19 protein-coding genes are annotated in these 18,484 nt (G+C 68.8%); 11 read left to right on the top strand and 8 right to left on the bottom strand.

Annotation, left to right across the window (positions count from 1 at the left end):
• Positions 1-2: 2 nt before the first annotated feature.
• Complete coding sequence (gene gabT / locus STRBO_RS0125495) at positions 3-1,379, bottom strand: 4-aminobutyrate--2-oxoglutarate transaminase (protein WP_028796846.1); 1,377 nt, start codon at positions 1,377-1,379, stop codon at positions 3-5.
• 206 nt (positions 1,380-1,585) lie between these two features.
• On the opposite strand from gabT, the gene STRBO_RS0125490 reads away from it, so the two are divergent.
• From STRBO_RS0125490 to STRBO_RS40975, 6 genes are all read left to right on the top strand, one after another.
• Positions 1,586-3,094, top strand: coding sequence for an aldehyde dehydrogenase family protein (locus STRBO_RS0125490; protein ID WP_005477448.1), 1,509 nt, complete (start codon positions 1,586-1,588; stop codon positions 3,092-3,094).
• A complete protein-coding gene (locus STRBO_RS0125485; RefSeq protein WP_020115047.1) occupies positions 3,091-4,245 on the top strand; it encodes a CaiB/BaiF CoA transferase family protein in 1,155 nt (384 codons plus the stop codon). Before STRBO_RS0125490 ends, STRBO_RS0125485 begins: the two co-directional genes overlap by 4 nt.
• A 53-nt stretch (positions 4,246-4,298) precedes the next feature.
• Complete coding sequence (locus tag STRBO_RS0125480; RefSeq protein ID WP_020115046.1) at positions 4,299-5,477, top strand: acyl-CoA dehydrogenase family protein; 1,179 nt, start codon at positions 4,299-4,301, stop codon at positions 5,475-5,477.
• A 162-nt stretch (positions 5,478-5,639) separates the two neighbouring features.
• A complete protein-coding gene (locus tag STRBO_RS46055; RefSeq protein ID WP_425336044.1) occupies positions 5,640-5,753 on the top strand; it encodes a hypothetical protein in 114 nt (37 codons plus the stop codon).
• Positions 5,753-5,941, top strand: a complete 189-nt coding sequence (locus STRBO_RS46050) for a response regulator (RefSeq protein WP_425336043.1) — start codon at positions 5,753-5,755, stop codon at positions 5,939-5,941. Before STRBO_RS46055 ends, STRBO_RS46050 begins: the two co-directional genes overlap by 1 nt.
• On the top strand, positions 5,934-6,386 hold the full coding sequence (locus STRBO_RS40975) for a hypothetical protein (protein ID WP_020115045.1): 453 nt from the start codon (positions 5,934-5,936) through the stop codon (positions 6,384-6,386). Before STRBO_RS46050 ends, STRBO_RS40975 begins: the two co-directional genes overlap by 8 nt.
• Before the next feature lie 136 nt (positions 6,387-6,522).
• On the opposite strand, the gene STRBO_RS45045 is transcribed toward STRBO_RS40975, so the two are convergent.
• From STRBO_RS45045 to STRBO_RS0125445, 5 genes are all read right to left on the bottom strand, one after another.
• Positions 6,523-7,059 carry a hypothetical protein gene (locus STRBO_RS45045; protein WP_028796844.1) on the bottom strand — a complete coding sequence of 179 codons (537 nt, stop codon included), beginning with the start codon at positions 7,057-7,059 and terminating at the stop codon, positions 6,523-6,525.
• A 38-nt stretch (positions 7,060-7,097) separates the two neighbouring features.
• Positions 7,098-7,844, bottom strand: coding sequence for an IS701 family transposase (locus STRBO_RS45040; protein WP_078595576.1), 747 nt, complete (start codon positions 7,842-7,844; stop codon positions 7,098-7,100).
• A gap of 285 nt (positions 7,845-8,129) precedes the next feature.
• Positions 8,130-8,285 (bottom strand): hypothetical protein, encoded by a 156-nt coding sequence (locus STRBO_RS0125460; protein WP_005477440.1) that lies wholly within the window; start codon positions 8,283-8,285, stop codon positions 8,130-8,132.
• A 581-nt stretch (positions 8,286-8,866) separates the two neighbouring features.
• Positions 8,867-9,945, bottom strand: a protein-coding gene (locus STRBO_RS46045) for an IS630 family transposase (RefSeq protein WP_425336026.1) whose coding sequence is annotated in 2 segments (ribosomal slippage) — positions 8,867-9,444 and positions 9,444-9,945 — 1,080 coding nt in all. Because the reading frame shifts where the segments join, the coding sequence is not laid out codon by codon here.
• A gap of 109 nt (positions 9,946-10,054) precedes the next feature.
• The gene (locus STRBO_RS0125445; RefSeq protein ID WP_005477435.1) at positions 10,055-11,380 is read right to left on the bottom strand and encodes a helix-turn-helix transcriptional regulator; all 1,326 of its coding nucleotides are present in this window, start codon (positions 11,378-11,380) and stop codon (positions 10,055-10,057) included.
• A gap of 187 nt (positions 11,381-11,567) precedes the next feature.
• Here STRBO_RS0125445 and rfbB point away from each other — a divergent pair, with 187 nt between their 5' ends.
• The 5 genes from rfbB (at position 11,568) to STRBO_RS0125415 (ending at position 16,337) form a co-directional block, all read left to right on the top strand.
• Complete coding sequence (gene rfbB / locus STRBO_RS0125440; protein WP_005477434.1) at positions 11,568-12,590, top strand: dTDP-glucose 4,6-dehydratase; 1,023 nt, start codon at positions 11,568-11,570, stop codon at positions 12,588-12,590.
• Positions 12,580-13,152: an ATP-grasp domain-containing protein gene (locus STRBO_RS0125435; RefSeq protein ID WP_020115039.1), complete on the top strand. Its 573-nt coding sequence runs from the start codon at positions 12,580-12,582 to the stop codon at positions 13,150-13,152. The genes rfbB and STRBO_RS0125435 overlap by 11 nt, the downstream gene beginning before the upstream one ends.
• A gap of 47 nt (positions 13,153-13,199) precedes the next feature.
• A protein-coding gene (locus tag STRBO_RS0125425) for an IS3 family transposase (RefSeq protein ID WP_106438188.1) occupies positions 13,200-14,452 on the top strand; the annotation gives its coding sequence in 2 pieces (ribosomal slippage) (positions 13,200-13,482 and positions 13,482-14,452; 1,254 coding nt in all).
• Between the two features lie 36 nt (positions 14,453-14,488).
• Complete coding sequence (locus tag STRBO_RS0125420; protein WP_005477424.1) at positions 14,489-15,169, top strand: ATP-grasp domain-containing protein; 681 nt, start codon at positions 14,489-14,491, stop codon at positions 15,167-15,169.
• 31 nt (positions 15,170-15,200) lie between these two features.
• Positions 15,201-16,337, top strand: a complete 1,137-nt coding sequence (locus STRBO_RS0125415) for a DegT/DnrJ/EryC1/StrS family aminotransferase (protein ID WP_005477423.1) — start codon at positions 15,201-15,203, stop codon at positions 16,335-16,337.
• Between the two features lie 13 nt (positions 16,338-16,350).
• On the opposite strand, the gene STRBO_RS0125410 is transcribed toward STRBO_RS0125415, so the two are convergent.
• Together STRBO_RS0125410 and STRBO_RS0125405 are read right to left on the bottom strand one after the other, a co-directional pair.
• Positions 16,351-17,526, bottom strand: coding sequence for a UDP-N-acetylglucosamine--N-acetylmuramyl-(pentapeptide) pyrophosphoryl-undecaprenol N-acetylglucosamine transferase (locus STRBO_RS0125410; protein WP_005477422.1), 1,176 nt, complete (start codon positions 17,524-17,526; stop codon positions 16,351-16,353).
• 31 nt (positions 17,527-17,557) lie between these two features.
• Entirely contained in the window at positions 17,558-18,061 is a 504-nt protein-coding gene (locus STRBO_RS0125405) for a hypothetical protein (protein ID WP_005477421.1), read from the bottom strand.
• Positions 18,062-18,484 lie beyond the last annotated feature (423 nt).

Raw genomic sequence — 18,484 nt, 5'->3', positions numbered from 1 at the left:
GATCACGCGGTCGAGGCCAGCTCCTTGGCGATGGCCTCTCCCAGGACGGTCAACCCCTCTTCCAGCAAGGCGTCCGAGATCGATAGGGGCGGCAAAAACCGCAGCACATTGCCGTAGCTGCCCGCCGTCAGGACCAGCAGCCCGTCCGCGTGGCAGCGCCTGGCCACACGGGCGGCGAGGTCGGGAGCGGGCACCCTGTCACGTTCCGGCTCCACCAGCTCGATCGCGATCATGGCACCCCGGCCCCGGACGTCACCGATCGCCGGGTACGCGTCGGCGAGCTCGCCCAGGTGTTGCAGCATGGTGTCGCCGATCTCCCGAGCCCGTGCCAGGAGGTCATGCGCCTCGATCTCCTCGAAGACACCGAGCGCCGCCTCACAGGCCACCGGGTTGCCGCTGAAGGTCCCGCCCAGACCGCCCGCCGGAACCACGTCCATCAGCTCGGCGCGGCCGGTCACCGCACCCAGCGGCAGTCCACCGGCGAGTCCCTTGGCGGTCGTGATCAGATCCGGCTGGATGCCCTCGTGCTCGCAGGCGAACATCCGGCCGGTGCGGGCGATGCCGGCCTGGATCTCGTCCGCGATCAGCAGGATGCCCCGAGTCCGGCAGATATTGGCGACGCTGCTCAAGAATCCGGGAGCCGGGACGACGAAGCCACCTTCGCCCTGGATGGGCTCGACCAGGACGGCGGCCACGTTCTCCGCACCCACCTGACGGTCGAGCAGATCCGCGAGCGCATCCGCCGCCTCCTCGGCACACCGGACGGGACCGGTGGGCCAGCGGTACGGGTACGCCATCGGCGCGCGGTGGACCTCGGGGGCGAACGGTCCGAAGCCCTGCTTGTAGGGCTTGTTCTTGGCGGTCAGGCTCATGGTGAGCAGCGTGCGCCCGTGGAAGGCATGGTCGAAGACGACGATGCCGGGGCGGCCGGTGGCGGCGCGGGCGATCTTGACGGCGTTCTCCACGGCCTCGGCGCCGGAGTTCACCAGGATCGTGCGCTTCTCACCGGGGATGGGCGCCAGCTCGTTCAGCTTCTCGCACACGTCCAGATACGACTCGTACGGGTTGACCAGAAAGCAGGTGTGCGTGAACCGGCGCAGCTGCGCGGCCGCCCGCTCCGCCACCGCCGGGGCGGAGTTGCCGACCGTGGTCACCGCGATGCCGCTGCCGAAGTCGATGAATGAGTTGCCGTCCACGTCGACGATCACGCCGCCTCCGGCCGCTTCGACGAAGACGGGAAGGGTCGCGCCGACCCCGGCCGGCACCAGGGCGCGCTGACGGGCCAGCAGCTCACGGGAACGCGGGCCGGGGATCTCGCTCACGACGCGTCGCACCTGCGGTAGATCGGGACCGCCGGCCGGCTGGGAAACACCGGACATGAATCGTCCTCCGGGATGTGCAGGGATGGGGAACGCCGAGCCAATCACCGCCGCAGTTGCACAGCCATGGACGGAACGGAGTGCTCTGGGTGCAGGGCACAGGACATCTCGTCGAGTGCGGTGCCGCCGTCCGGTCCCCAGAATGACGACCGCACAGGCCCGAGCCGCCCACGCGGCGGATACGGACGTAGGAGAAGGGAAGGCCGATGCCACAGAATGCGGGCAGCAGCGCGACGACGGGCGGGCTGTCCCGGTCCGCGCGGTCCCTGCGCCACCTGATCGCGGGGGAGTGGCGAACCGGCGACGGCGACGAACTGGTCGACGTCAACCCGGCGCGTCTCCACGAGATGGTGGCAGCCGGACGACTCGCCCAGGACCGCGGCCTCGACCAGGCGGTCGATGCCGCACAGGACGCCTTCCCCCGCTGGGCGGCGACCCCCCACCACGTGCGCGCCCGGGTCTTGGACCGGGCGGCCGACATCCTCGACGCGCACGCCGAGGCGTGGGGCGAGGAACTGTCGTGGGAGGAGGGCAAGACCCGGGCCGAGGGCATCGGTGAGGTGCGGCGCGCCGCGGAGATCCTGCGCTACTACGTGAGCGAGGCGTCGCGCCCGGCCGGCGAGGTGTTCGCCTCGCCCCGGTCGGCCGAGCAGATTTACGTGATCCACCGCCCGGTGGGTGTCATCGCCGTCGTCACCCCCTTCAACTTCCCCGTCGCGATCCCGGCCTGGAAGATCGCCCCCGCCCTGAGCTACGGCAACGTCGTGGTGTGGAAGCCTGCCGGCCTGGTGCCGCTGCTGGCGGTACGGCTGGCCGAAGCCCTGGTACAGGCGGGACTTCCCGAGGGAGTGCTGTCGCTGCTGATCGGCGACGGCGCCCTGGGCGGCCGGCTCGTCGAGCACCCGGGGGTGGACGCGGTGACGTTCACCGGGTCGACCTCCGTCGGCCGGAGTTTGATCGCGGCCTGCGGCCGACTGGCCCGCCCCGTCCAGACGGAGATGGGCGGCAAGAACGCGGCCATCGTCCTGGCCGACGCCGCCCTGGAACTGGCGGCGGGTGAAGTACTCGCCGGAGCCTTCCATTCCACCGGCCAGAAGTGCACCGCCACCTCCCGGCTCGTCGTGGAGGAGCCGGTTGCCGAGGAGTTCCTGGCCCTGATCACCAAGCGCGCCTCAGCTCTGCGCGTCGGCGATCCGCTGGAGGCGGGTACGGACATGGGGCCCGTGGTCTCGCTCAAGTCCCGGGACGAGATTCAGCGGGCCCTGGACGCCGGGACCACCCGCGCGGGAGTCGACCTCCTGACCGGCGGCCGACCGTACGACGACGACCGTATGGCGGGGGCCTTCCTGCAGCCCACCGTGGTCGAACTGGCGGGAGAGGACCCGTTGTGGCGGGAGGAACTGTTCGGCCCCGTGCTCTCCGTGCGCCGGGCTCGCGACATCCAAGAGGCATTCTCCCTAGCCAACGACAGTGACTTCGGGTTGTCCGCGGCCGTCTTCACCGACGACCTCCGGGCCGTGGCCGACGCCACGGAACAGGTGGACGTCGGCGTACTCCACATCAACTCCGAGACATCGGGGGCCGATCCACACGTCCCCTTCGGCGGAGCGAAGCAGAGCGCGTACGGCCCCAAGGAACAAGGGCGCGCGGCACGCGAGTTCTTCACCCGGACCAAGACGGTGTACGTACGCCCGTCGGAGCGGAAGGAACAGTGACCGCGGCAAGCGGCGGGCCTCTGTCCGGTGTGCTGATCGCCGACTTCGGGCGGGTCCTGGCCGCCCCGTATGCCACGATGCTCCTGGCCGACCTCGGCGCCGATGTGATCAAGGTCGAACATCCGGTCACCGGGGACGACACGCGGGGCTGGGGTCCGCCCCACGCCCAGGGCGAAGCCACGTACTACCTGTCGGTGAACCGCAACAAGCGCTCCCTCGCGCTCGACCTGCGCGACGAGCGGGACCTGCGCAGGGCGACCGAGTTGATACGCCGTGCCGACGTCCTGTTCGAGAACTTCCGGCCCGGGACCATGGACAAGTACGGGCTCGGCCACGACCGGGCCCGCGAACTCAACCCCGGCCTCGTGTACTGCTCGGTCACCGGCTTCGGCACCGGCGCGGGGGCCGCCCTGCCCGGATACGACCTGCTGATCCAGGCGGTCGGCGGCCTGATGAGCGTCACCGGGCCGGCCCCCGGGCAGCCGGTGAAGACGGGCGTGGCTCTCGTGGACGTCCTCACCGGACTGCACGCGACGATCGGCGTCCTGGCGGCCCTACGCCACCGCGAGGCCACCGGGGAAGGACAGCACGTCGAGGTCGATCTCCTGTCTTGCCTGCTGTCCAGCCTGGTCAACCAGTCCGGTGGCTACATCCTGGCCGGTCAGGTGCCGGGCATCCTGGGCAACCGCCATCCCTCGATCGCGCCGTACGAGGTCTTCCCGACCAAGGACCGGCCGATGGTCGTGGCCGTCGGCAACGACCGGCAGTTCCGCGCGCTGTGCCAGGGGCTTCAGACACCGGCCCTGGCCGACGATCCCCGCTTCGCCACCAACACCGACCGGGTGGCACACGTGGACGAACTCGCCCGGGCACTGGGGCAGTCGCTGTTGGCGCGGACCGCGACCGACTGGTTCGACCGCCTCAGCCCGCTGGGTGTGCCCTGCGGCCCCGTGAACGACCTAGCCCAGGCGTTCGACCTGGCCGAACGCCTGGGGCTCGGCCCGCGCGCCACCGTGACCGGACCGGACGGCGGGCCGATCGACCTGGTGGCCAACCCGATTGGTCTATCCAACACCCCGCCCCGCTACGAACGCCGCCCGCCCCGGCTCGGCGAGCACACCGAGGACATCACCGCCTGGCTGGAGTCATGACCCGGCCTCCCCGTCATCCCCGACCGACCACCACCGCCCCCCAGGAGCACACGATGAGCGGCGCCAAGCCGATGAAGGACCCCCTCGACCTAATCGACCTCTCCGCCGTCCTCACGGACGAAGAGCGTGAGATCCAGGCGACCGTCGCCAAGTTCCTCGCCGACCGGGTGCGCCCGCACATCGGGGAGTGGTTCGAGAACGCCCACTTCGCCCGCGAACTCACCCCAGAGCTAGGCAAGTTGGGCGTGCTCGGCATGCACCTCGAAGGGTATGGCTGCGCCGGCACCAGCGCCGTCTCGTACGGTCTGGCCTGCCTGGAGCTGGAGGCGGCCGACTCCGGCTTTCGCAGCTTCGTCTCCGTCCAGGGCTCGCTGTCGATGTTCTCCATCTGGAAGTGGGGCTCGGAGGAGCAGAAGCAGGAATGGCTGCCCCGGCTCGCCGCCGGTGAGGCGATCGGCTGCTTCGGACTGACCGAACCCGACTTCGGCAGCAACCCCTCGGACATGCGGACCAAGGCCGTCCGCGACGGCGACGACTGGGTCCTCAACGGCTCGAAGATGTGGATCACCAACGGCGGCATTGCGGACGTGGCCACGGTCTGGGCGCAGACCGAGGACGGCATCCGCGGCTTCCTCGTGCCGCGCGGAACGCCCGGTTTCACCACCCAGAACATCAAGCACAAGATGTCGCTGCGCGCGTCGGTCACCTCGGAGCTGTATTTCGACAACGTACGGTTGCCCGAGTCGGCCAGGCTGCCGCTCGCTGAGGGCCTGCGCGGACCACTGTCCTGCTTGAACGAGGCTCGCTTTGGCATCCTCTTCGGGGCTGTGGGTGCCGCCCGTGACTCCCTCCAGACGGCGCTCGACTACGCCGACGCGCGCGTGCAGTTCCACAGGCCCATCAGCGGCTTCCAGCTCACCCAGAAGAAGCTCGCCGACATGAGCGTCTCCCTGGGCGGCGCCGCACTGCTCGCCCTGCACTTGGGGCGCCTGAAGGACCAGGGCCGCATCCGCCCTGAGCAGATCAGCGTCGGCAAACTCAACAACGTCCGCGAAGCCCTCGCCATCGCCCGCGAATGCCGTACCGTCCTGGGCGCCAACGGCATTTCCCTGGAGTACTCGCCCCTGCGCCATGCCAACAACCTGGAATCGGTGCTCACCTACGAGGGCACCAGCGAGATCCACACCCTGGTCATCGGACAGGCCCTGACCGGCCAGGCGGCCTACCGCTGACCGGCCCGTGCCCGGTTCCGGACACGGCGAGCGGCCTTCCTGCGTCTGGAACCGAACCCCTTCCCGTCCGTGACCGAGTCAGCGCCGTCCCGTTCGCCCGCCACCCCCAAGCGCAGTACTCCTGGGGACATCCGTTGCGTGGGCGTCGTCGGAGCCGGACTCATGGGCAGCGACATCGCGGAGGTCTGCGCGCGCCGGGCTCCACGTCGTCGTATGCGAGACCGGGCCCGAAGCAAGTGCGCCAGACCGCCTCACTGGCACCCGACGTGGTGCTGATGGACCTGCAGATGCCCGGCACGGACGGCACCACGGCGACCGCTGCCATCCGCGCCGCCCACCCCGAAGTCCGGGTGCTCGCCCTGACCACACGACACGGAGCGAACTGCGACTGCAGTAGCAGTACAGCCGTAGATCGTGATCATGTGTGCGGAGGCCACTTGCCAGTAGCCTGCGTGCGTGGCTGAGATCTGGGATGAACAGCAGCTGGTAGCGGACGGATTCGAGCGCGTCCATGTCGAATTGGCATGGTATGACGGCCCTCGGGAGGGGATCGCCGACGTAGGCGGGGTCCCGCACTACTTTCTCAATCACGACTTTGCCCCCTCCGATGCGGGTGACGAGTACCGAGTGTGGCCTGCGGATGAGGCCGTTCTCGCACTGGAGCGGGAGCAATGGGCGATCTTCGCCAAGTGGTACGCGCGAAACGAAGCAGGAACCGACGCATTGGGCACACAGCCCGGTCAGGGTGGAGTCAACCCCCGCTACGACGAACTGGACTTGCTGCTCGCACCGCACCGTGAGGCGCCGGACGATGCGCGGCGGTTTATAGGCGAGTTGCGGTTCGACGCCCGCGCTCGCTACCGGGCCGAGGGAGTCGCCTACTGGTTCCGGTGGGCTCCGGGCAGGTGAGGCCGCCGTTGATCGTTACCGGTAGTTCGCTAAATCCGGAGGTAGAGGTCAATGCCGTGTCCGGTGGTGACCGCGTCGATCAGGGCCTGGAGGTCGGGGGTTGGGTCTCTGTCCGTCCAGGATCGCCACCATCGGTTCAGGGTGGTGGCAGGGGTGAGCCAGGCGCGGACAGAACGTAATGCCTTGGGCCAGCAGGGCTGTTGGTGCTGGTGGGACGGGACCGGTCCCCCTTCTCTGGCCCCTCGTCGGGGCAGGGGTCCGGCGCTGTGGCATCCAGGGGTCCGGTTAGGGCGAACCACTGGTCCCAGCAGAAGGAGAAGGCGCAGTTGACCAGGGTCTGGTGGCGGCGGATGGCGCGGTCGGAGCGGACCTGGAAGTCGGCCCAGCCGAGTTCGTCCTTGATCTGTTTGTAGCTCTGCTCGATCCAGGGCCGGAGGCCGTAGAGGCGGACGATCTCGGCGAGGTCGGCCGGCGGGTGCGGGCCAGTGGCGGCGTGGGGTGCGTCGGGGTGGGGCAGGTTGGTGGCCAGGTACCAGGCGGCCATCTCCGGCAGCCGGGCTGGGTCGGTGGTGGCCACGACCAGACGGCAGGGCGAGTCGAGACCGTAGCCGCCCAGTCGGGCATCGGCGGCCCACCAGGTCTCGGTGTGCCCATCGCGGAAGTGACGCTCCACGGGCGTCCAGTCGCCGGGACGTTTGGCATCGCGCCAGGTCAGGGTATGGGCCGCTTCGGTGGGGGGTGCGGCTGGTCGGCCGGGGCCGAGGTGCCGCGGTGCGGCTTGAGCGCGACCACGTAGGCCAGGCCGGCCTCGCGCAGTGCCAGACACCAGGTGTCGCTGACGGAGTAGGCGCAGTCGGCGACCACGGCCCGGCAGGCGAAGCCCGCCTCCTTCCCGCGGGTCGCGAGGGCAGCGGACAGTTGCGGTTTCGTGCGGAAGGCGGGATCGGCCCGGCCGAGGGGGAAGTGGTGGGCGGGGGTGTAGGGGTGCGTGTGCAGCGGGTAGTAGACGCGGCCGTCGGTCCACGCCGTGGTCACCGTGACGATGCCGTTGTCGGTCTTGCCGTACCGGCCCAGCCACTGCCGGCCCACGTGCGCGGTCGCGGTGCCGTCCTTGCGGTCCCCGGAGTCGTCGATCACGATGACCCCGCCGTCGTGCGGAGCGGTCGCCGGCTCCTCGCGCAGCAGTTCAAGCCGCCGGTCGTTGATCTGCTCGGCCTCCCAGGGCGACTCGGACAGGAAGAACTGCAGCCGCTGCACCCCCGGCTTCCCCGCACCGGCCACCGGCTCCGCCCCGGCCAGGCAGGTGATCGTCTTGTTCCGCTCCCGCGGCGCCAGCAGCCCGGTCAGATACTCACGAAAACCCCGCCGCTGGGCCAGGCTGAAGAAGAGGTCGTCGAACCGGGCCGCGTACTCCTCCAACGGTCCCGGCGCGGGCGGACACGGACGGCGAGCAGTCATCTTCAGCCCCCACCAAGGCAGTTGACTCCTACCACCGGCCTACGACCAACCCGACCCGTCGTCAATCCCCACCACCGGCCGGATTTAACGAACTACCGGTAACTCTGTGACGGAGCACAGGATCAGACGAAGGCCGCCTTCACGTCCGCTGAACTGCCGAAACGCTGGTCAGGAGTGTCGTTGGGCCCGCGACCTCTGGCACACGGTCCGGGGCTCGCGGGCTGTTCGGGACCCAGCTACAGCTCGAACGCCAGGTCCAGCACGTCATTGGTCTCCCACTTCCGCTCACCGGCCCTTTTTGTTGAACCATCCGAGCGACTGGACGACGGACGCGCCGATAACGAGGATGCCGAGAGGAACGATCGTGAACCAGGTGGCATCGGCTTTCATGGCCGCGAGCAGGGCGATGGCGCCGAGGGCCAGCGCCAGGAGCACGAGCATGCCCAGAAGGACACGAATCTTGGAAACCAACGGAGGACTCTCCAATGTTCAGCCGGGCTCTATCGACCAGACAGCGTTCGCAACCCGTTGGACAGGTGACGGCGGTTGCCCAGTAGGGAGACAGCAAGCTCCCCGGCGTGACACCACGGCTCCGTCAGGAAGCTCATGGGGCGAGTCTCCCAACGCCGCCTTCCCGAGGCGCCAGTAGAACTACGTATTCGAATACGTAGGTTCACTGCCGGGGCGGGACAGCGGCCAGCCGTACAGTGAGCCGTTGCCAATCTCATCTGCTGGATGGGCAGTTGGCCTGACGGACGGATGAAGTCCCTGGTATTCGACCAGGAGAACCGTCTCCACCAGAGGCTTCGTATGCCTGCCTACCCGTCCGGCGTAGACGTGTCCAGCTCTGCCCTGCGCTTGCTCGCTGTCAGTAAGTGAGTCAGGCTCACCAGCAGAACCACCAGTCACATTCTCACTGTCAGTAACGTCCTCTGGGCCCTCCTACGCGACGGACGGCCCTACGAGGCCGTGCCTCCCACAGCCATGGCCGCTTGACAATCGGCATTACTGACTTCGGCTCGTCAGGGTGAATGTGGATCGTCGAGGGTCAGGCCGGTGCCGGCTATGAAGCCGTCGAGGATGCCGGAGCGGTACTGAAGGCGCTTGAGCCGATTGCGGACGAGGGCCTCGAGTCGGTCAAGGGCGACGACGGCGAGGTTGGCCAGGCTGCGCTTGACGTGCGCCCATACCCACTCGACCGGGTTGAGGTCGGGTGAGTAGGCGGGCAGCAGGAACACCGTCAGCCACTCACGCTCGGCGATCAGCTCGCCCATGGCACGGGAGACATGGGTGTTCAGACGGTCCCACACCAGCACGATGGGCGCCTTGACGAGCTGGTGGACACCGTCGATCAGCGCGATGAAGTCCCGCTCGCCCATGCTGCGACGTTTGCCCTTGCCCGCTCGGTGGGTGCGCAGGCGATGGCACAGCCGGGTCCGGGAGCCGGGCCGTATGGCGATCATCCCGGCCACCGACAGGCGTCCCGAGCGTCGCCCGCTCACCGTCACCTGCGGGGTGTGGCCCCGCCGGCCCCAGGTGCGTCCCCTGGGCGGCCGGCGGGTGAAGCCTGCCTCGTCCTCGAAGCAGATGTAGCCCCCACAGGCCGCCCGGACTCTTTTACCTCCGCCCAGGTCACCTCCTTCCACGCGGTGACGGCCTGCTCGTCGCGCTCGGCGACCCGCCGCGCAGGGACCTGCGGGCTGAAGCCGAGCCGGTGCATCAGCCTCGTCGCCCCGGAGACGCTGTAGGAGACGTGGAACTTCCTTCCGATCAGCGTGGCCACCCTCGCCGCGGTCCACACCTGGTCCTCCACCCAGCCATGCGCGGCCGGACCCTGCTCGAGATACCTGGCGAGCTTTTCCAGACAGCGCGGCGACAGACGACACCGGCCCCCACCCGGTCCTCGCGAAAGCAACTCCTCGGCACCGCCTCGCCGCCACAACTGCTGCCACTGATAAGCCGACTTCAGACTCACACGCAGCTGCCGGGCCACCTCGGGCGGTTTGACCTGCTGAGCGAACAGCTCCGCCGCCTGCATCCGCACCGCTTTCCGGCGCCGCCGTGCCGCAGGCGTCAGCCCGCCCCCATCCGCGTATCTCACACCCCACGGACTACCGACAACACCACACCCACATCAGCAGGTTCAGCAAACATCACCCTAACGAGCCGAGATCAGTAAACGGAACAGTGGCGGACGGGTGAGACGGCGCTCAGCAGGACCGCAGACGTTCCAGGAACTCCGGCACCCCGTCGACCGACTTGTACGGCCGGAACGCCGGTCCCAGGTCCAGCACCAGCTTCACGCATCGGTCAGCACCGATCCGTTGTGCCACGTCCAGTGACTCGTTGGAGACCACGAGGGCCTGTTCGACCTCCCGGGCCTGAAGCAGGGACCGTGCCTCGTACGTGCGGAACACTCCCCGTGTCTTGTCCCGCGAGCGCGGGAGCAGCGACAGCCCCTCTTCGATCCGAGCCCGTGCCTCTTGCGTCCGGCCGAGATCGAGCATGCACTGACCGGAGTCCACGGCCAGATCTGCGGTGCTCATCCACCGGCACCAGGACGGCGCCGGGTCTGGGGTATCCGTCAGGAGCGCCGCCTCGGCCGCGCTCAAGTCCTGGTGGCATGCACCGGCGTTTCCCATCGCTGCGTGTGCGCGGGCCCGGCGCAGATGGAGCGCGGACCGCGCCGTGGGGTGCCGGGTGTGGATGAGGGCCTGGCTCAGCGGCTCGACGGCCGACTCCGGCTTCCCAAGCCAGATCGCCTGGTACGCGAAGTCCGACAGGACCCCCGCGCCTTGATCCCGGTCCCGGGCGGTGTGCGCATTGGACAGCGCCGCGTTCCACAGCTTCCCGGCCGCGTAGTGCTGGCCCTGGTCGAACCGGTACCAGCCGCAGGTGCTCGCCAGCGACGATGCCAGCAGATGCAGACGGTGCCCCGTTGGTTCGCTGAAACGGCCGCCTTCCAACAGGTCCGTGACCGTGTCCAGGTGCGCCTGGGCCATCTTGATCATGTACTGGCGTTTCTCCGTCGGCAGTGCCGACAGCTTCGTGCCGGTCTCCTCGAGCCAGCACATCAGCTCCTCGTCAACGTGAGTGCCGTCGGCGGCAGCTGTGAGGCGGTCGGGTTCCAGTTCGGCCCACTGCGAGGCGAGCCCCGCCAGAGCGAGCGCACTGTAGGTCAGGAAAGTTCGGCGTTCGCGGTCCATCACAGCTCTCTGTGCATCTCGAAGGGCGTGGACGGTGTACGCCGGCCCGAGTGGCACCGGCTCCTCGCGGCCGGGTAACCAGTGAGGCCACGGATAGCGCTCAAGGTCGGAGACCGGCACGTCGAACGCGTCAGCGATGAGGAGCTGCGAATCGGCATCGGGTTTCTTCCGGCCGTGCTCCCACCGGCTGACGGCGGCCTTATCCGCGCCGCACCGCAGTCCCTCCGGGCGCATCCGCGCGGCCCTGTGCATCCGGGCCACCAGATTGCTTTGAGACCAGCCGCGTAGGAAGCGCGCGTACGCGAGGGGATGCCGGATCGGTTCGTCCACGGAATCCACCCCATCATCGACAGCTACCCCGAGGGTAGCGAGTGGACGCCCGGGACAACCCCGGGACAACGCCCAACGCCTGTTCGATGAAAGGCAGTTGGGCTGTAATCGTTCATCCCCGGAAGCGTTCGACGCACATCCGGGCACCTCTCGCACACAAAGCGACGCACACTCTCCGGAGGCTTCGATGGACAAACTGCTTGTCACGGGTGGGGCCGGGTTCATCGGCTCGCACTTCGTCAAGCGCATGCTGCGGGCCGACGACATTGGCCATGTGACGGTCCTCGACGCCCTCACGTACGCGGGGCACATCGAGAACCTCGGCGAAGCGTTCCTCAGCCCCAAGCTGACGTTCGTCCACGGCAACATCCTCGATGCCGACCTGGTCGACACTCTCGTACGCCAGCACACGGCGATCGTTCACTTCGCCGCCGAGTCCCACGTCGACCGTTCGTTCGACGACGCCGGCCCCTTCCTGTTGACGAACCTGCTCGGCACTCAGACCCTCGCAGATGCGGCGATGCGGCACGGCATCGACAAGTTCGTGCACGTCTCGACGGACGAGGTCTACGGGCCCCTGCCGCAGGGCTCCGCCACCGAGGCAGACCCGCTGCGCCCGACGGTCCCGTACGCCGCGTCGAAGGCGGCCAGCGACCTGGTCGCGCTGAGCTACCACCACACTTACGGCGTCCCGGTGTGTGTGACGCGCAGCTCGAACAACTACGGCCCCTACCAGCACCCCGAGAAGATCATCCCCCTGTTCGCGACCCGGCTCCTGCGAGGCCAGCAGGTCACCCTCCACGACCGGGGCCAGCACCTGCGGAACTGGCTGCACGTCGAGGACAACTGCGCCGGCGTCGAGCTTGTCCTGCGCGGCGGCACGCCGGGCGAGGTCTACAACATCGGCGGCGGCACCGACTTCACAAGCAAGGAGCTGACCAGCCACCTCCTGCGCCTGTGCGGCGCCGACTGGGACTCGGTCGTCTACGTGCCCGACCGGCGCTCGAACGACGTCCGCTACTCCGTGACCTGGGACAAGCTCGCCGACCTCGGCTACCGGCCGGTGCGCGACTTCGAGGAAGGTCTCGCCGAGACCGTCGACTGGTACCGGCGCAACCCCGACCGTTGGGCGCCGCTGATGCGCAACCCTCACGCGGCCCACACCACGGTCGCCCTCACACCCGCCAAGGAGGAAGCTCATGCCCACTGACCAGATGCCCCCGTGCCGCATCCCATGGCCACAGAACGCGCTGGTCGTACTGGGAGCGTCAGAGGAACAGATCCCGCTCTACCGGGAGGCACAGCGTCGCGGAATTCCGACCATCGGGGTGGACATGCGGCCGGATGCTCCCGCGTTTCGGCTCGCCAACGCGGCCCTGGAGGTCTCCACCCGGGACGCCGACGCCATCGCCAGCGCGCTTGGTGACACACGCCCCGCCGGGATCGTATGCGGCGCGAGCGACGCCGCACTGCCCAGTTGGCACACCCTGGGCCGCCGATACGGCTTCCCTTACGTGTACCCCAAGAGCGCACTCGCCGCTGGTGACAAGGCCGCCTTCCATGAGATCGCCGCGTCCTGCGGCGTCGCCGGATACAGGTGGGTCGCGTCGGACGACCCGGACGAGATCGTCGCGAAGGCGGCGGCGGAGCTGCGCTTCCCGCTCGCGGTCAAGCCTGTGGACGGTTCGGGCAGCAAGGGCGTCGTCCGCGTCACCCGGCCTGATGACCTGTCCGCCGCTGTTGCCCACGCCCGCAGCTTCTCCGCCTCTTGAACCGTTCCGGGTTCGGTGGAGACTCGATTCCGTGAAAGGATCGAGTCATGGCACGTCCCTCCTCCTACCCTGCTGAGCTGCGCAAACGAGCGGTCCGTATGGTCGCCGAAGTCCGCGGTGACTATCCGAACGAGTCGGCCGCGTTGCGGGCGGTCGCGCAGAAACTCGGCATCGGCTCCGCCGAGACGCTGCGGAACTGGATCAGGCGGGACGAGATCGACTCCGGACAGCGTCCGGGGACGACCACGGAGGAATCCGCGGCGATGAAGGCGCTGAAGAAGGAGAACGCCGAGCTCAAGCGGGCCAACGAGATCCTGAAGGCCGCGGCGTCTTTCTTCGCGGCCGAGCTCGACCGGCCACACACACGCTCGTAGCGTTCATCGACGAGTACAAGGACCGCTTCGGCGGTGTCGAGCCGATCTGCCGCGTGCTGACCGCACACGACTGCAGGATCGCCCCCTCCACCTACTACGCCCACCACAAGCGGCAGGCCCGGCCGGCTGCCCGCACGCTTCGCGACGCCGAGCTGAAAGCTCTGATCATCCAGGCGTACGAGGCCAACTACCGTGTCTACGGCGCCCGGAAGATCTGGAGGCACCTGAACCGGCAGGGTGTCGCGGTGGCCCGCTGCACCGTCGAACGCCTGATGCGTGACCTCGGCATCAGCGGCGCGGTCCGCGGCAGGAAGGTCATCACCACGATCCCCGATCCACGTGCGGAACGTGCCCCCGACCTGGTGGACCGTGACTTCGTCGCCCCGAGCCCGAACCGCTGCTGGGTCGCCGACTTCACCCACGTCACCACGTTCGCCGGTGTCGTCTACGTCGCCTTCGTCGTGGACACCTTTTCCCGCCGCATCGTCGGCTGGTCGGCAGCCACTTCGAAGGAGACCCGGCTCGTCCTGGACGCCCTCGAGATGGCCCTGTGGCAACGCGACCGCGACCAACACCCCTATATGAAAGGAGAGTTGATCCACCACAGCGACGCCGGGTCGCAATACACCTCGTTCGCACTCGCCGAGCACCTCGACCGGGCAGGCATCGCCGCGTCCATCGGATCGGTCGGCGACGCCTACGACAATGCCCTGATGGAGTCTACGATCGGCTTGTTCAAGACCGAGTTGATCAAGCCCCGCAGGCCTTGGAAGGCACTCTCCGAGGTCGAGCTGGCCACCGCCGAGTGGATCGACTGGTACTGCCACCGCCGACTCCACGGTGAGATCGGGCACATCCCACCCGCCGAATACGAGACCAACCACTACCGCGAAACCACGAAGTCCCAGCCCACAGCCGCAACCTAGAGTCTCGATCAAAGCCGGGGCGGTTCATCTCAGGCTGTGATCGCCGAGGAGTTCTGCCAGGGTCGTCCACTGGTCATCGACATCTTCATGAAAGGGGGCCGATCGAAGCTCACCTGTATCCACGACGTGGAGTTCTCCGCCACGAGTTTTGCGATCAAACGGCTGCGCTCTCCGGCACAGTTGCCCTTGGCCGTGCGCGACCGGCTGGAGGCAACCGCCGAACGCCTGTGTCTGGCGCTCGGCGTCACCGATGGCCCAGCAGACTTCGACGTCATCCTTGGCACAGACGGCCGAGAACGCGTCATCGAGGCCAACCCGCGTGTCGGAGGCGACGGCATCACGAAACTGATTGCCGCCGCCTACGGCGTGGACAACGTGCGTGCGCTCATCTCGCTTGCGCTCGGCGAGCCGTTCGATGTCCACCTGAAGCCGACGCGCACCGCGCATGCAGCAGTGGAGGTGATCAGCTCACCACTCAATGTGGATGGTGAGCTGATCAGGTGGGAGGGTGTCGCCGAGGCCCGTGCCGTTCCCGGGATCACCGATCTCGACCTTCAGGCCCAGCCGGGCGACTCCGTACGGCCGCACAGCCAGTCCGCCCACAAGATCGGCCTTCTCGTCGCCGCTGCCTCGTCGGCCGAGGACGCGTCCGCATCCCTGGAGAAAGCCAGCGCGCTGATTGGGCCGATCATCCGGCCGATCAAGGGGGCGAAGTGATCGCGCCCAGGCCCGCAACGAAGGGGGAGTCGTGACCACCCCGCCGAAGCCGGATGCCCGGCGCAACGCCAGTCCGTACCTGTACGGGCAGGAGGCCGCGGCAGTGGCCCGGGTGCTGGAGGCCGGGCAGTACGGACACAGCAGTGTCACTGAGGAGTTCGAGCACCGCATCGCCGACTTCCTCGGCGTTCCCGACGCCGTGGCCGTAGCCTCAGGTACCGCGGCCCTCCACGCCGCCCTGCTCGCCGCCGGCGTCGGCCCCGGCAACGAGGTGATCGTGCCGTCCATGACGTTCTGCGCGACCGTCCAGGCGATCCTGGCCGTCGGCGCCACCGTGCGCTTCGTCGACATCGACCCCGCCACGATGTGCGTGAACGACCAGCTCGTCATGGAGGCGGTCAGTGACACCACCGCCGCCGTCGTTCCGGTCCTGTTCGGGGGCCGGGCAGTCGACCTCACCCCCGTCCAGGGGGAGCTGGACGAGCGGGGAGTCGTCGTCATCGAGGACGCCGCGCACGCTTTCGGCTCCCGCAACGGCGCACGGCGCGTGGGCGCGACCGGGGCCCTGACCTGCTTCTCGTTCGGTCCGATCAAGAACCTCACCTGCGGCCAGGGCGGCATGGTCATCCCCCGCACACCTGCGGAAGCCGACACGCTCCGGCGGCTCCGGCTCCTGGGCGTCGCCCAGTCCCAGAGCGAGCGCGCCAACACCACCACCTACCGCGTGGACTCCTTCGGCCTGCGCTACCAGCTCTCGGGTATCAACGCGGCCATCGGCCTAGCCCAGCTCGACCGCTTCGCCACCACAGAGGACACCCGCCGCAGCCTGTGGCGCACCTACCGCGAGGCCCTCGCCCCGCTCGACGGCGTGACGCTCGTCGACGTCGACGTCGACCACACGGTGCCGCACCTGTGCCAAGTCCGCCTGCCACACCGGGACCAGGTGTTCGCCGAGCTGCGCGCCCGGGGCATCGGTGTGGGCGTCCACTACCCGCCCAACCACCTCCAGCCCGCCTTTGCGGCCTGGCGTCGCACGCTGCCGGCCACCGAGCAGACCGGGGTGGAAATCCTGAGCCTGCCCTTCCACCAGCACCTCACCGAGACGGACGTCGAGCACGTGGCCTCCGCTCTCGGCACGGCCCTGCACATCGGCCGGCGACTCCCGTAACTCCCCGCGCCAGTCAGCCGGATGCGGCGGACAGGATCACGTCCACGAGCCTGTCCGCCGCATCCGGCCTCCCGTGTGCCCGGGCTCGCTCCGCCATCGACACCCGCCGCGCGGGGTCGGTGAGCAGCGGGCCGACCGCCTCCTTGAGCCGGTCGGCTGTGACGTCACCCAGCAGGGCGACGGCGGCCCCGGCCTCCTCCAGGTGGCGGGCGTTGTGCGCCTGCTCGTTCCCCGCCGAGGAGGCAAGCGGGATGAACACGGCCGGCTTGCCGAGCGCGGTGAGCTCGGCCAGGGTCCCGGCCCCACTCCTCGACACCACGACGTCCGCGAGCGCGAGGACGTCGGGCAGCTCCGGGCCGACGAACCCAGCCAGGTAGTACCGGCCAGCCAGCAGGGCCGGCAGGGTTGCCGCGTACTGCCGCAGCTCCTCGACGTTGTCCGGACCGCACTGGTGGATCACATTCGCCCGTTCCAGCAGCCAGGGCAGAGCATCCCGCACGACACCGTTGATCTGCTGGGAACCCTGCGCGCCGCCGGTGACGTACACGGTCGGCAGCCGCCGGTCGAAACCGTGCAGGCCCAGGGCGCTCACCGCCTTGTCCGGGTGCCCGGCCAGCACCTCCGGCCGGATCGGGTTGCCGGTGACGACCGCAGCGCCCCGTACTGCCTCCGGCAGAAGGGGCAACGTCGACTCGGAGGACACGGCAATCCGCGTCGCCGAACCGGCCAGCTTCCGGTTGGCCAGACCCAGGCGCACCGTCTGCTCGTGCAGCACCAGCGGACGCCGGCACATTCGCGCGGCCAGCCCAGCGGGGACGGCGACGTAGCCGCCGGTGGCGAGTACCACGTCCGGCCGGAAGTCCGCGACCAGCTTCCTTGCCTGGGCCACGCCGAGCGGCACCCGCGCCATGTCCCGCATGTTCGCCGCCGACATCATCATGAGGGGGTTGCTTGAGCGGCGAATCTTCCCCGTGGCCACGGTGGCGAACGCGATCCCTTCAGCGGGCGCGACACGCGCCTCCAGGCCATCGGCAGTGCCGATCCACAGCACCTCCAGGGCCCTCCCCTCGGCCGCCAGTCGATTCTGCAGCGTGCGGATCGCAGTGAGCGCCGGGTAAGTGTGGCCGCCGGTGCCTCCTCCCGTGACGATGAGGCGGAAACTGTTGACGTGACAGGGTTCACTCTTCACCCGGCGCAGCCTACTGGGCTCCGGATGGCCGCTATGCCCTACTCGACGGGGCGCCCTTCTCCTCGGCCGCCAGCCAATCACGGGCCACGGCGGCCGCACGGCGGATCACGGACTCCTCGGCACCGACCCGGCTGGCCACCCCGATGGCCCGATTGATCCGGGAATTGATCGTGGCGTGTCCCTCACCAGTCACCCGGGCAAGTCGTACGACGAGGCCGTTCAGGTACCCCCGAGGGTCCGGGCCGTGGTCGATGTCCCCGGTGTCGGCCCACGCCAGCACATCATCCGCGATGGCGCTCGGGCTCGTGCAAGGAGTGTGCATGGCGTGGTTGCGGTCCCGGCAGAGGAAGCACACGGTCTCGTCGCAGTGCGCGCAGGCAGTGATCTCGCTGTCGCTATGGTCGTAGTACTCGCCGGGATTCTCACGGTCTCGCAGATCAGCCTTCGTGATGCACCGGCCGGTGCAAAGCATCGCGTCCTCGAATTCCTGCTGCGGCTCGGCGCCGCCGCGGGCCGCCGCGATCGTCTGCTCCAACCAGGTGCACCTATCGAGGTGTTCCTTGTTCCGGCGGCTCCGAGCGGCCGTGCACTGCTCACGTTCAGAGTCGGTGAGGTGCGACCAGCAGGCGGCCACAGGGGCTGGCATGTCGTCGAACTCGGGCCACTCCGCAGCGTCCCGACGGCACGGGCACCGATTGCGGTTGAGGCGGCTACAGGACACGCCCCTGAGTCGCAGGTGGTGGGTGATCAGCGTTCCACAACAGGGCCCGGCGGTGAGGGCGAACAACCCGATACGGGTGTCCGTTCCCAGCGCCGGTGGCGAAATCCGCCCGACCTGCGGCTGGTGACAGCATTCCTACTGGCACCCCAACATACCTGGCGCCGGTCAGCCGTGACGCGCTCGCCGAATCGGCGCACCAGGATCACCGACCGGCCTGGGCCCCGCCGAGCCAGCGCG

It is taken from the genome of Streptomyces bottropensis ATCC 25435, assembly GCF_000383595.1.
Classification (GTDB): domain Bacteria; phylum Actinomycetota; class Actinomycetes; order Streptomycetales; family Streptomycetaceae; genus Streptomyces; species Streptomyces bottropensis.
The sequence above is the reverse complement of the archived record's forward strand: the minus strand, read 5'-3'. Positions and strand labels throughout refer to the sequence as shown.

Excerpts from the sequence above, each read along its gene's own strand:
- STRBO_RS45040 (WP_078595576.1), bottom strand. The coding sequence starts at position 7,844 with ATGACTGCTCGCCGTCCGTGTCCGCCCGCGCCGGGACCGTTGGAGGAG.
- STRBO_RS0125435 (WP_020115039.1), top strand. The coding sequence starts at position 12,580 with ATGCCCACTGACCAGATGCCCCCGTGCCGCATCCCATGGCCACAGAAC.
- rfbB (WP_005477434.1), top strand. The coding sequence starts at position 11,568 with ATGGACAAACTGCTTGTCACGGGTGGGGCCGGGTTCATCGGCTCGCAC.
- STRBO_RS0125480 (WP_020115046.1), top strand. The coding sequence starts at position 4,299 with ATGAGCGGCGCCAAGCCGATGAAGGACCCCCTCGACCTAATCGACCTC.
- gabT (WP_028796846.1), bottom strand. The coding sequence starts at position 1,379 with ATGTCCGGTGTTTCCCAGCCGGCCGGCGGTCCCGATCTACCGCAGGTG.
- STRBO_RS0125460 (WP_005477440.1), bottom strand. The coding sequence starts at position 8,285 with ATGCTCGTGCTCCTGGCGCTGGCCCTCGGCGCCATCGCCCTGCTCGCG.
- STRBO_RS46055 (WP_425336044.1), top strand. The coding sequence starts at position 5,640 with ATGGGCAGCGACATCGCGGAGGTCTGCGCGCGCCGGGCTCCACGTCGT.
- STRBO_RS46050 (WP_425336043.1), top strand. The coding sequence starts at position 5,753 with ATGGACCTGCAGATGCCCGGCACGGACGGCACCACGGCGACCGCTGCC.
- STRBO_RS0125490 (WP_005477448.1), top strand. The coding sequence starts at position 1,586 with ATGCCACAGAATGCGGGCAGCAGCGCGACGACGGGCGGGCTGTCCCGG.